6 protein-coding genes are annotated in these 13,246 nt (G+C 72.4%); all 6 read right to left on the reverse strand.

All coding sequences use genetic code 11. The features are described 5' to 3' along the window. Positions 1 to 33 precede the first annotated feature (33 nt). Complete coding sequence (locus ACGFZP_RS06920; protein WP_392929344.1) at positions 34 to 1,266, reverse strand: acetate kinase; 1,233 nt, start codon at positions 1,264 to 1,266, stop codon at positions 34 to 36. Further along, positions 1,263 to 3,395 carry a phosphate acetyltransferase gene (pta, locus tag ACGFZP_RS06925; RefSeq protein ID WP_392929346.1) on the reverse strand — a complete coding sequence of 711 codons (2,133 nt, stop codon included), beginning with the start codon at positions 3,393 to 3,395 and terminating at the stop codon, positions 1,263 to 1,265. Before pta ends, ACGFZP_RS06920 begins: the two co-directional genes overlap by 4 nt. Positions 3,396 to 3,520: 125 nt before the next feature. Next, a complete protein-coding gene (locus ACGFZP_RS06930; protein ID WP_392929349.1) occupies positions 3,521 to 4,213 on the reverse strand; it encodes a hypothetical protein in 693 nt (230 codons plus the stop codon). A 67-nt stretch (positions 4,214 to 4,280) separates the two neighbouring features. Then, positions 4,281 to 8,999, reverse strand: a complete 4,719-nt coding sequence (locus ACGFZP_RS06935) for a ricin-type beta-trefoil lectin domain protein (RefSeq protein ID WP_392929351.1) — start codon at positions 8,997 to 8,999, stop codon at positions 4,281 to 4,283. A gap of 171 nt (positions 9,000 to 9,170) precedes the next feature. Further along, positions 9,171 to 11,537 carry a 1,4-alpha-glucan branching protein GlgB gene (gene glgB / locus ACGFZP_RS06940; RefSeq protein WP_392929354.1) on the reverse strand — a complete coding sequence of 789 codons (2,367 nt, stop codon included), beginning with the start codon at positions 11,535 to 11,537 and terminating at the stop codon, positions 9,171 to 9,173. Between the two features lie 114 nt (positions 11,538 to 11,651). Beyond that, a complete protein-coding gene (locus ACGFZP_RS06945) occupies positions 11,652 to 13,142 on the reverse strand; it encodes a phosphotransferase (RefSeq protein WP_392929356.1) in 1,491 nt (496 codons plus the stop codon). Positions 13,143 to 13,246 lie beyond the last annotated feature (104 nt).

Below are 13,246 nucleotides of genomic sequence, written 5' to 3' on the forward strand. Positions count from 1 at the left end.
ACGAAGGATTCCGAGGGTCGAGACGACGGTCTGTCAGTCCTCCGGGCCCCGGTGCACCAGGGCGAATGCCTGCCGTGCGATCTCCAGTTCCTCGTCGGTGGGGACGACGGCGACGGCGACCCGGGCGGTGCCTCCCGAGGGAAGGATGGCCGGTGAGATGATCCGCGGCTCACCGGAGCGGACCGAGTTCAGCTCGGGGTCCACCGCGATGCCCAGCCCCTCCAGCCCGGACGTCGCGGCGGCGCGCACCGGCGCCGCGTTCTCGCCGACACCGGCCGTGAACGCGATCGCGTCCACCCGGCCGAGCACCGCGTAGTAGCCCCCGATGTACTTGCGCAGCCGGTGGATGTAGGCGTCGAACGCCAGCCGGGCGTCCGCGTCCCCCTCCTGGGCCCGCCGCATGATCTCGCGCATGTCGTTGTCGCCGCACAGGCCCAGCAGGCCGCTGCGGCGGTTGAGCAGGTCGTCGATCTCGTCGATGGACAGGCCGCCGACCCGGTGCAGGTGGAACACCACGCCCGCGTCGATATCACCCGAACGAGTGCCCATCACCAGGCCCTCCAGCGGGGTCAGGCCCATCGAGGTGTCCACGCAGCGCCCGCCGGCGACCGCCGAGGCGGAGGCGCCGTTGCCCAGGTGCAGCACGATCACGTTCACCTCGGCCGGGTCCTTGCCGAGCAGCCGGGCGGTGGCCCGCGAGACGTACTGGTGGGAGGTGCCGTGGAAGCCGTAGCGGCGGACCCGGTGCCGGTCCGCGACGGCCTGGTCCACCGCGTACCGGGCCGCGTACTCCGGCATCGAGGCGTGGAAGGCGGTGTCGAAGACGGCCACCTGGGGAAGGTCCGGGCGCAGTGCGCGGGCCACCTCGATGCCGGTGATGTTCGCCGGGTTGTGCAGCGGGGCGACCGGGATCAGCCGGCGGATCTCCCGGAGCACCTCGTCGGTGACCACGGTCGGCTCGGTGAACCGCAGCCCGCCGTGCACCACCCGGTGCCCGATCGCGGCCAGCTCGGGGGAGTCCAGCCCGACGCCGTCGGCGGCGAGCTCCTCGGCGACGGCCTTCAGGGCGGCGCCGTGGTCGGGGAAGACCTGGGCGGACTCCCGCTTCTCCGCGCTGCGCGGGGTGTGCACCAGCCGGCCGCCGGCCTCGCCGATCCGCTCGACCAGCCCGGCGGCGAGCCGGGTGCCGTCCAGCATGTCGATCAGCTGGTACTTGACCGACGAGGAGCCGGCGTTCAGCACCAGGACGCGGGTACCTTCACTCACTTGTCGGCTCCTTCGGCCTGCCGCTGGGACTGGATGGCCGTGATCGCGACCGTGTTGACGATGTCCTCGACCAGCGCGCCGCGCGAGAGGTCGTTGACGGGCTTGCGCAGGCCCTGCAGGACCGGGCCGACCGCGACCGCGCCGGCCGAGCGCTGGACCGCCTTGTAGGTGTTGTTGCCGGTGTTGAGGTCCGGGAAGATCAGCACGGTCGCCCGGCCGGCCACCGGCGAGCCCGGCAGCTTGGTGGCCGCGACATGGGCGTCCACCGCGGCGTCGTACTGGATCGGGCCCTCGACCAGGATGTCCGGGCGCAGCGCGCGGACCAGCTCGGTGGCCTTGCGGACCTTGTCCACGTCGGCGCCGGAGCCCGAGGTGCCGGTGGAGTAGGAGAGCATCGCGACCCGCGGCTCGACGCCGAACTGGGCGGCGGTGGCGGCCGACTGGATCGCGATGTCGGCGAGCTGCTGGGCGTCCGGGTCGGGGTTGACCGCGCAGTCGCCGTAGACCAGGACCTTGTCGGCCAGGCACATGAAGAAGACCGAGGAGACGATCGCGGCGCCCGGCGAGGTCTTGATCACCTCGAAGGCGGGCCGGATGGTGGCGGCGGTGGAGTGCACCGCGCCGGAGACCATGCCGTCGGCGATGCCCTCCTGGACCATCAGGGTGCCGAAGTAGCTGACGTCGGTGACGACGTCCAGCGCCAGTTCGACGGTCATGCCCTTGTGGGCGCGCATCCTGGCGTACAGCTCGGCGAACTGGCGGCGCAGCGGGCTGGTGGCCGGGTCGACGATCCGGACCCGGGCGCGGTCGGCGGCCGGGTTCTCGCCGGGCAGGTCGAGGCCGAGCCCCGCGATCCGGCGGCGGACGGCGTCCACCTCGCCGAGCAGGGTGAGGTCGCAGATGTTGCGGCGCAGCAGGACCTCGGCGGCCCGCAGCACCCGCTCCTCGGTGCCCTCGGGCAGCACCACGTGCCGGCGGTCCGAGCGGGCGCGCTCCAGCAGCGCGTGTTCGAACATCATCGGGGTGACCCGCTCGGACCGGCCGACCTCGATCCGGTTGGTCAACTCGGCGGTGTCGACGTGCAGTTCGAACAGTCCGAGGGCGATCTCGGCCTTCCGGGGGCTGGCCGCGGAGAGCCGGCCCTCCAGGTGGGTGAGGGCGGCGGCGGTGGGCCAGCTGCCCTCGGGGACGACGGCGACCGGGGTGCCGGGGGCGAGCCGGGCGGCCAGCGCCATCACGTTCGGCCCGGGGTGCTGGCCGAGCGTCAGCAGCACGCCGGCGATCGGCGGGGCGCCGGCGGCGTGCGCGGCCAGCGAGCCGATCACCAGGTCGGCGCGGTCCCCGGGGGTGACCACCAGGGCGCCCTCGGTCAGCGCGTCCAGGAAGGTCGGCAGCATGGCGCCGCCGAAGACGAAACCGCGGATGTCCCGGGCCAGGCCCGCCGCGTCACCGAGCAGCACCTCGGCGCCGGTGGCCTCGACCAGCTGGGCGACGGTCGGCGCGGCCAGCGCCGGCTCCTCGGGGATGACGTAGGCGGGGATCGGCAGCTTCTCGGTGAGCGTGCGCTGGATCCGCTGCTTGTTGCCGGGCACGACCCGGTTGGCGACCATCGCCAGGGTCTCGCAGCCGAGGTCGGTGTACGCGCGGTGGGCGTTGCGGACCTCGGCGATCACGGTCAGCGGGTCCTCGGAGCGGCCGCCGACCACTGGCAGGACGGCGGCGCCGAACTCGTTGGCCAGCCTGGCGTTGAAGGCCAGCTCGTCCGGGATGTTGGTGTCGGCGAAGTCGGTGCCCAGCACCAGCACGGCCTGGCAGCGCCGCTCCAGCGCGCGGAACCGGTCGACCAGGGTGGAGACGAGCTCGTCCTGCCCCTGGGCGGCCTGCAGCGCGGCGGCCTCCTCGTAGGTGAGCCCGTACAGCTCGGCGGAGGGGAGGTCGAGCCGGTAGCGGCCGCGCAGCAGCTCGACCACGTGGTCGGAGCCGGGCTCGCCGGGCGCGTGGGCGTGCACCAGCGGGCGGAACACCCCGACCCGGTCCACCTGGCGGGTGAGCAGTTCCATGACCCCGAGTTCGACCGCCTGCCGGCCGTCCCCCCGGTCGATACCGGTCACGTACACGCTGCGCGCCACGTGGGTGTCTCCGTCCCGTCGTCTCAGAGAGTGGTCACCTCGACCATACCTTCGCACCACGAACACCCGTCCGCGAGCAGACGCCGCCGCCCGGGGCAAGGGCCGGACGTCCCGCAGGGCCCCGGTCAGCGGGGCGGTGGCTCCGGTTCGAACGCCAGCCCTGCCAGTTCGATCCGGACGCCGTCCGGGGCCTCCTCCAGGTAGGCGTGCAGGGGCCGGGTGTCGACCAGCCAGCCGTTGCGCCGCCACAGCGACCCGTCCGCGGCGGTCCGCCAGCCGTCCTCGGCGAGGGCGGCTCGCAACCGCACGGCGACCTCGCCCGCCGCCATGCCGTCCGGCCCGCGCACCGTCATGTACCGAATGCAGGCGTCGGTGGCGCACGTCCCGTCGGCGGTGCTGCGGGTGACGGTCAGCTGCGCCGGCACGGGTAGCGCATCGGCGGACGGGTAGAACTCCGTCCCGAGAACGAACCCCAGATAGACCAGAGTGGCCGGCCCGACCACCCCGACGAGGTAGGCGCCGAGCCCGACCATCACCCTGACGGACCGTTGTCGCCGTTGCGGGTCGGTTTGGGGCCCGCGCCACCAGCGTTCGGCGAGTGATCCGGCCACTACCAGGAGCGCGGCCGCCGGTCCGTAGCCGACCAGGACCTCCGCCTCGGCCCGGGTGGATATCCAGGACATGTGGACGGCGGTCGTCACCGTCGCGAGGGCGAGGAGCGCGGCGCCGACGGTCACACCCACGGCTCTGGTGCGTACGAGCAGGCACCAGCAGAACAACGGCGCGGTCAGAATCAGGAGCTGGAGGATCGTCAGCACAGTTGACGCCTTGAGGGTTGTAGGGCGAGTGGGGCCACCCGGATGCTGTCCGGGTGGCCCCACTTGGTCAGGAGAAATTACAGGTCAGAATTCCACTGCCACAGATGAGTTGGTTGGACTGGTCCCAGAACGGTTCCCAGGCTCCGATGGCCCCGGTCACGTCCGTGCCGAAGGATCCGTAGTGGCCCGTCGGGTCGTAGAACGCCTTATACGACTTGCTGGTGGGGTCGATCCCTCCGTTGTAGAAGCCATAAAGGAGCTGGTAAGGCGTGTACTTCTGCCGACTGGCTTCGGGTAGCTTCGGGATCTCCGTGGCCTCCAGGTACTTGACGTAGTACGCCGCGGCCTCCATCGCCTTGTCGGTGCTCAAGCCGACCTCGCCCCAGCCGTCGGGCCGGAACTTATTGGGGTAGGTCTCGGCCAGGTAGTTCCAGGTGACCGGTTTGATGTTGGTGATGCCGAGTGTGCAGGTACCGTCGTTGGCGTGTCCGGGGCAGATGCCCATGGCGGACGTGTAGATCACGGCGAGCTCATAGGACAGGTAGTACGGGAGCCCGCTGGCGCGCACCTTGTCCCGTTCCTTCCGGCTCTCGACCAGGGCGATCGAGAGAACCATTCGCGGGTCGACCTGGGCTTTGGCCGCAGCGATGACAGCAGATTGCAAGAACATGGCGGGCTGGCAGTCCACGTTACCGAAATCGGCGGTGAGACAGTCGCCGAACTTCTCCTTGGGGAAGGCGCGGTAGAACGCCTGTGTCCAGTCCGGGGCAAGCTTCGCCGTCATGTCGCAGCCGTACTGCTCCTGTTCGGACACGCAGGAACGGCTACCCGGCGTGCCGGTGGACGTGGCGGTCTGCGTCGAACCGGCGCATACCGTGTTCGAGCCGGGGGAGCACCACCCCTGGGCGCCGGCCGGTTCGTACCCGGCCCGGTTGACGGCCTCCTGCGCGGCGGCAACCTGCTGCTTCGCCCGCTCGACCGCGTTCTCGGCCGAAGTGGCCGAGGCATTGGCCGTATTGGCCGCCTGCTGCGCGTCGGCTGCGGCCGACCCGGCCGTGGTTGCGGCCTTCCGGGCTCCGGCCGCGTTCTTCTCGGCCGCGGTGGCCGACTGGGCGGCCGCGGCCGCGTCGGAGCTGGCATCCTTCGCGGACTGATGAGCCGCACTCTGATCGGCCTTCGCCTGAAGCACCAGCTGGTCGCTGTGGGTTGCGGCCTGGACCGCGGCCGCCGAATCCGCAGTTGCGGAAGCCGCTGACTTCATGGCGTCCGCGGCCGACTTGGCCGCAGCCGCGGAGGACTTGGCGGCGTCGGCGGCGGCCTGAGCTGCGAGTTTGGCCTCCCCGTCCGCCTTGTCGGCTGCCTGCTGGGCCGCCAGCGCAGCCTCGGCCGCTTGAGCCGCCCGTGCCGTGGCCACCGCTGCCTGTTGCTGTGCCATGGTCTTGGCAGCCTGGGAGGCCAGGGTGGCCAGGCCGGCCGCCGAGTCGTTGCTGGCGTACGGAGAGGCCATGTCGATCGCCTTGTCGGCCGGTGCGGCGACCGTGGCGGCCGCCGCCGAGGCCTGCTGGGCCGCTTCGGACGCTGCTGCCGCCTTGCCTGCGGCGACCGCGCTTTCGGCGACCGCGCCGTCAGCCTCGGATCGGGCCGCCGCGGCATTGGTTTGTGCGTCGGCCGCGGTCTGGGCGGCCTGGTCGGCGGCGGTCTGGGCGGCTTGGGAGTTGATCGAGGCCTGGTTCGAGGCCTCGATCGCCTCCGCAGCTGCCGCGTGGGCGTCCAGTGCCGCTGCTGCGGTTGTGGCGGTGTCGGCGTCTGTCTGGTCCGCCGCTGCCTTGGCACGTGCAGCGGCGGAGGAGGAAGCGTTGGCCGCGGTGCGGGCCTTCTGCGCGTCGATCTCCGCTATGCCCGCGTTGACGTCGGACTGGTAGGCCGCGTTCCGTGCCCCCTTGTAGTCGGCTGCGGCTCGGTCGGCCGCCGCCCGTGCGGCTTCGGCGTTGGACGTGCCGACAGCAGCGGCTGCTTCGGCCGCTGCGGCGTCGGCCTTGGCAGCGGCCTGGTTCCCTGCTGCCGCGTCGCCGTCGGCCGTCGAGCGGGCAGCGGCTGCAGTGGCTTCGGCCTGCTGGGCCGCCTTGTCGTTGGCTGCGGCGGTCGTCGCCGAACCTTGGGCGTCGTTGCGCAGTTTGACGGCTGTGGCTGCCTGTTGCTGGGCCTTGGCCTCCGCCTGCTGGGCCTTGGCCCGCTGGGCGTCGGCGGCGACCTTTGCCGTGGCCGCGTTCTGCCGCTCCTTGGCCGCCGTCGCGGCACTCTCGTGCGCGGCAGCAGCAGCGTTGGAGGCAGCAGCCTCCGCCGCCTTGGCCTTGGCCTTCGCCGTGGCGGCCTGCTGCGCCGCCTCGGCTGCCGCGTTCGCCCGGTTCTGGCTCTCGGTGGCGAGCGAGGCGGCGAGCCGCGCGTCTCCCTGGGCCAGCTCGCGGAGGAACTGCGCGCGGGCGGCGTGGGCCTGGGCCTTGGCGGTGGCGAGCAGCGTCGCACTGTCCGCGAGGGTCGCGTCGGTGGTGGCCAGCGCCGTCTGGATGGCGTTGGCGACGGCGGTGGTGGCCGAAGCCGAGGCCTTGGTCACCTGGGCGGACTGCAGCGCGTACGTCAGCCCGCGGCCTTCCGGGGTGCCGCCGGCCTTGGCGACCGCCGCCGCGGCCTCCTGCGCGGCCTGGACCCGGCCGGCCGCGTCCTGGGCCTGTCCGGCGGCCATCTTCGCGGCCTCGGCCAGCCCGGCCACCTTGGCCTTGATCACGCCGAGGTCGTGCGGGATCCGGTCGACGTCCGCGTGCCAGTCCGGGGTCGCCCGGTACTGCTGGGCCCAGAGCAGGCGGTCGGCGTACCAGGCGTAGCTCAGCGCGTCGTTCATCGCCTCCGAGCCGGTCTTCAGCGCCTCAAGCGCCTGGGTCTCCGCCGTGGTGATGTCGGCGCGCTGCTGGGCCTGGGAGTTGAGCTCCGCCTGGTACTCCGCCCAGGCGGTCTCCTCGGCGTCCATCAGGACGTACTTCGGGTCGAACGGGTTGGTCGGATCACCACTGGCCCAGCGGGCCTTGATCGCCTCGACCTCGATCCGGAACTCGGGCGTCCCCGTGGTCGGTGCCGTCGTCGGATAGCCGTTGTACTGGATGAAGCGGCGGACGTCGTCGGCCGACCCGTGCGTGGTCGGGTAGATGTAGGTGTCCCAGAGCCAGGCCTCGGACGGGTTGCGGGCGCCGTTCTCCTTGGCGATCGCGGTCACCCTGTCCTTCGCCGCCTGGTCGGCCTGCGGCATCGGCAGAGTGAACCCGGTGGCGTGCAGGGCGCGCCAGAAGGTGGAGTCGGACGACATGTAGTTGATCACGCTGCCGTCGAGGTCGGGCTGTGCGTCGTACATCGAGAAGCCGTCCAGGAACCGCCGGCGCCCGTCGTCGCGCTGGCCCCGGGCCTGGTCGGCGACGAGGGCGGAGGCGACGTCCTTGGACAGGGCGCCGCTCGGGTCGGTCGGCCAGTTCCGGTCGTTCCAGACGCCCCAGACCGCACTCAGGTCCGCGTCGTTGCGCGCCAGCGCGGCGCCGGCCTCGGTCCGCATCTGCGCGCCGCCGCCGTGCAGCGCCGTCGCCATGTGGGCCCGGGCCTGTCGCTTGGCCTCGGCGTCCTTCATCGCGTCGATCCGCTTGAACAGCTCGCCGGTGCCCGCCGGGTAGACCACCGGCGCCGCGACGACCGGGCCGGTGACGGACGGGTGCGGGCGCCGGGGGGCGTTCCAGACCTGGGCGATGCTGTCGTTGCAGTTCACCAGTTCCAGGTTCGTCCCGTCGGCCGTCGAGGCCCAGGGGACGTCGAGACAGCGTCCGGAGCCGGGGTTGAGCAGCGTGGTGCGCCCGGCGGCGTCGAACCTGACCACCCACTGCTGGTTCAGGCCGCTGTTGCAGTGCCAGAGCTCGATCGGGGTGCCGTTGGCGACGGCGCCCTCACCGCCCACGATGTCGAGGCAGAGGCCTCCGTGGGTGAGCGAGCCGTCCTGGTTCAGCGACCAGAGCTGAGCCGGCGTCCCGTTGCAGCGGGTGCTCTGGACCCGGGTGCCGGCGGTCCTGCTGTTGTAGGGGTCGTCCACGCACTTCCCGCCCAGCTCCGGGTTGGATATCGCTCCGGACGGGGGCACGGCGCCCGCGGGCGGGGCGAACCACTGGGCGGGGGTGCCGTTGCAGGTGAAGAGCGCGAGAGCGGTGCCGTCGGTGGTGTCGGCGTTCGGGACGTCGATGCAGCGGTAGCTCATGGGGTTGTAGATCCGGGTGCTGCCGTTGGTGGCGAACTGCATCAGCCACTGCTGGTTCCGGCCGCCGTTGCAGTCCCAGATCTGGAGCTTCGTCCCGTTGGTGACACCCGTGCCGTCGCCGTTGGGGTTGGGAATGTCGAGGCACTTTCCGGGGGAGTTGTCCAGCGTGAGCGAACCGGAGAAACCGAGGTCTCCCGAGTACTCGCGGTTCGGGTTGAATGTCCAGTTCTGGTTGGTTGCGCCGTTGCAGCGGTACGACACCACGGCCGCACCGTTCTGGATGTTGTACGCGTAGTCGTCCATGCACTTGTCGAGGCCGAGGTTGTGCACGGCCCCACTGGACTTGGCGTTGAGGTTGCGGGCGTCGGCGAGCGAGGTGTTGCCGAGGTCCCAGGTGGGGGCCGGGTTCGCCGGAGCCGCCGCCCCCAGGACCAGGGCGACCGCGAGGAGCGCTGTGCAGACTCTCGCGATCGCCGAGGATCCGCTTCTTCGTAATCCCGTCATATTCATACGTACATGACCTACCGTCACTTATCCCCGAACCCGGTCTTGTTGACATCGGGTCTCGGATCGCTCGGGATTCTAGTGCGGTAGTTCGCATCCCATTCGAACAATCGAACAAACAGGGGCCGTCCGGAGCGTTGTCGCTCCGGACGGCCCCTGGGGGGTCCGACGTCAGGCCGGGCGGAGCCAGATGGTGGCGAGTGGGGGGAGGACGAGTTCGGCGCTGCGGGGCTGGTCGTTCCAGGGGGTGGCCTCGGCCTTGACCGGGCGGGAGTTGCCGGTGCCGCTGCCGCCGAAGGCCGCGTCGTCGGTGTTCAGCACCTCCTCCCAGAGCTGCTCGCGGCCTTCCAGGGCGGGCAGGCCGACCCGGTGGCCGTGGCGCACGACGGGGGAGAAGTTGCAGACGGCGACCAGCGGGCTGCCGTCGGCCGCGTAGCGGACGAAGGAGAGCAGGTTGTCCTCGGCCGCGCCGCCGTCGAGCCAGCGGAAGCCGTCCGGGGTGGTGTCCTGCTCCCACAGGGCGGGGGTGTCGAGGTAGACGCGGTTGAGGTCGCGCACCAGCGAGCGGACCCCGAGGTGCTCGGCCGCCGCCGGCCACTGCTCGTCGAGCACCCACCACTGCGGGCCCTGCTCGTGGTCCCATTCCGCGCCCTGGGCGAACTCCTGCCCCATGAAGAGGAGTTGCTTGCCCGGGTGGGCCCACATGAAGCCCAGGTAGGCGCGGTGGTTGGCGCGCTGCTGCCACCAGTCGCCGGGCATCTTGGAGACCAGCGCCTGCTTGCCGTGCACCACCTCGTCGTGCGAGATCGGCAGGATGTAGTTCTCCGAGTAGGCGTACACCATCGAGAAGGTGATCTCGTTGTGGTGGTACTTGCGGTGCACCGGCTCCTTGGAGATGTAGACCAGGGAGTCGTGCATCCAGCCCATGTTCCACTTCAGCCCGAAGCCGAGCCCGCCGCTGTCGGTGGGCCGGGTGACGCCGTCCCAGGCGGTGGACTCCTCGGCGATGGTGACCACGCCGGGGCAGCGGCGGTAGACGGTGGCGTTCATCTCCTGGAGGAAGGCCGCCGCGTCGAGGTTCTCCCGGCCGCCGTGCTGGTTGGGCGTCCAGGCGCCGCCCTCGCGGGAGTAGTCGAGGTAGAGCATCGAGGCGACGGCGTCCACGCGCAGGCCGTCGATGTGGAACTCCTCGCACCAGTACACCGCGTTGGCGACGAGGAAGTTGCGCACCTCGGTGCGGCCGTAGTCGAACTCCAGGGTGCCCCAGTCCGGGTGCTCGGCGCGCAGCGGGTCGGCCGGCTCGTACAGCGGCTCGCCGTCGAAGCGGGCGAGCGCGAAGTCGTCCTTGGGGAAGTGCGCGGGCACCCAGTCGACGATCACCCCGATGCCGTGCCGGTGCAGGGTGTCGACCAGGTACCGGAAGTCGTCCGGGCCGCCGAGCCGCGCGGTGGGGGCGTAGTAGCCGGAGACCTGGTAGCCCCAGGAGCCGCCGAACGGGTGCTCCATGACCGGCATGAGCTCCACATGGGTGAAGTTCAGGTCCTTGAGGTACTGCGGGAGCTCCTCGGCGATCGCCCGGTAGCCGGTGAGGTCCGGCCGCCAGGACGGCAGGTGCAGCTCGTACACCGACATCGGGGCCCGGTGGTGCGCGGTACGGGCCCGCCGCGCCATCCACTCGCCGTCCTGCCAGCGGTACGCGGAGGAGGTGACCACCGAGGCGGTGCCGGGCGGGCACTGGGCGGCGCGGGCCAGCGGGTCGGCCTTGTCGAGCACCCACCCCTGGCGGGTGCGGATCTCGTACTTGTACTGGGTGCCCTCGGCCAGGCCCGGCACGAACAGCTCCCAGACGCCGGACGAGCCGAGCGAGCGCATCGGGTGCCCGGTGCCGTCCCAGTGGTTGAAGTCGCCGATCAGCCGGACCCCGGCCGCGTTCGGCGCCCAGACCGCGAAGGCGGTGCCGGACACCCCGTCGACGGTGCGCACGTGCGAGCCGAGCGCCTGCCAGAGCTGCTCGTGCCGCCCCTCGGAGATCAGGTGCAGGTCCAGCTCGCCGAGGGTGGGCGGGGTGCGGTAGCCGTCGTACTGGGCGATCGGCTCCCCACCGGGGTAGCTGACCAGCAGCCGGTAGTCGGCCATGCCCGACTGGTAGAGCCCGGAACCGGCCAGCAGGCCGGTGAACAGGCCGTTCTGCTGGTGGGTGAGCTCGGCCGGGCCGTGCGCGGTCTCCACCACCACCCGCTCGGCCAGCGGCCGCAGCACCCGGATCGCGGTGCCGCCGTGCACCGGGTGCGCGCCGAGCAGGGCGTGCGGGTCGTGGTGCTGCCCGCCGACCAGCCGGTCCACCTCGGCCGGCGGCAGCGGCGCCTCGGGCAGTCGCAGCGCGCCGCCCGCGGCGGGGGTGTACGGCGCCTCGGCCGCCGGGGGGCGCGGCTCGGAGCGCCGGGCCGCCACGGGCTCGCGGGGAGGGGAGGCCGTGCCCGACAGGAAGGTGGCGGGCACGGTGCGGGTGGTGCGGCCGGGCGGGTCGAGCGGCGTCACGGCGGGGTCCTCCTGCGGAATCGGGGTGGCCGCGGGAACGTCGGCGGCGGGGTGGGCTTTCTCCGGGAGCGGGCGGGCGCGGAGCAGGGCGGAACGGGTCGGGCGGTGGGGAGCTCAGACGGTGAGGGCCAGGCGGTTGATCGCGGCGAGCGGGATCGGCAGCCAGCTCGGCCGGTGCCGGGCCTCGTACACGACCTCGTAGACCGCCTTGTCGATCTCCAGGGCGCGCATCAGCTCCGGCGAGGCGGCCGGGTCGGTGCCGCCGCCGGCGGTGTAGCCGGCGCAGAAGGCGGTGCGGTTGCGCTGCGCCCAGGCGGCGGCGAGGTGGGCCAGCTCCGGGTCGGACGGGCCCCCGGCCAGCAGGTGGGCGGCGGCGTAGTCGAAGGAGCGCAGCATCGCGGCGACGTCGCGCAGGGCGGTCTGCGGCTCGCGCCGCTCGGCGACCGACTTGGCGGGCTCCCCCTCGAAGTCCAGCAGCACCCAGCCGTGCGGGGTGCGCATCGCCTGGCCGAGGTGCAGGTCGCCGTGGATGCGCTGGACCGGCATGCCGTCCGGGTGCGCGTCGGCGAGCTGCTGGAAGGCGCTGCGCAGCGCGGCCCGGTAGCGCAGCAGGCCGGGGACGGCGGCCACCGCGCTGTCGAGCCGGTCGGCCATCGCGGTGGCCAGCCGGCGGGTCTGGGCGTGGTCGAGGCGGGCGACCGGCATCGAGCGGGCGAGCACCCGGTGCACCTCGGCGGTGGCCCGCCCGAGCCGGTGCGCCTCGATGGCGAAGTTGCCGGGCGACGGGTCGCCCTTGAGCCGGCCGACCTGGTCCAGGGCCAGCTCCCAGCCGTCCTCGGCCTCCGGCAGGTAGCGCTGGAGCAGCCCGAGGGTGGCCGGCTCGGCGCGCTCCAGCCGGCTCTCGAACCAGGCGGCGACCCGGGGGATGCGGGTGGAGCCGGCCCGGGAGAGGGCGAGCGAGAGCTCCAGGTCCGGGTTGGTGCCGGGGTGGATGCGGCGGAAGAGCTTGAGGATGTAGGAGGTGCCGTAGATGACCGAGCTGTTGGACTGCTCGGCGGTGGAGGCGCGTCCGGGCAGGTTGGCGGGCAGCCCGGAGCCGGGGGTGCGGCGGAACGAGAGCGAGCCGAAGCGGTCGCCGGTGGCCAGGTGCTCCAGCAGCCGTCCGGTCAGCTCGGGATCGTGGACGGCGTCGTAGAGCGCCGCACCGTCGTACGGGCCCTGGCTGAGCCGGCCCAGCACGGCGGTCGGCTCGATGCCGGCCGGGCCCTGTGAGCGGATGCCGAGCAGCAGTTGGTAGGTGTCCCCGTGCGGTGCGCCGGCGGTGGTGGCGTGCTCGACCCGCAGCAGCAGGTGCAGCAGGGCGGGGTCGCCGACCTGGAGCGGGGTGCCGACCACCGGGTGCAGGCCGGTGATGGCGCGGCCCTTTCCGGCGTACCAGCGCTGGGTCGGGAGCCACTCGGCGATCAGCGGCAGGGCCGCCTGGACGAGTTCGCTGACCCCCAGGGCGGTTCTCCGGGCCCCGGTGCCGCGCGTGCCCACCGACGCGGCGGCGCCGGCGGGGGTGTCGCGGTGTACATGGGCTTGAGAACGGGAGGTTTCGGACATGACTCCCTTTCCCCGGAAGCGGGCGGACTGCCCGACGGGTCTGGCCGGGTCCGTCAGTCTTCCGGATTTCGGCGGCGCGGCGGCGACGGCACGCGAGCGGTGCT

The sequence above is a fragment of the Kitasatospora sp. NPDC048239 genome (assembly GCF_043202015.1).
GTDB lineage: Bacteria > Actinomycetota > Actinomycetes > Streptomycetales > Streptomycetaceae > Kitasatospora.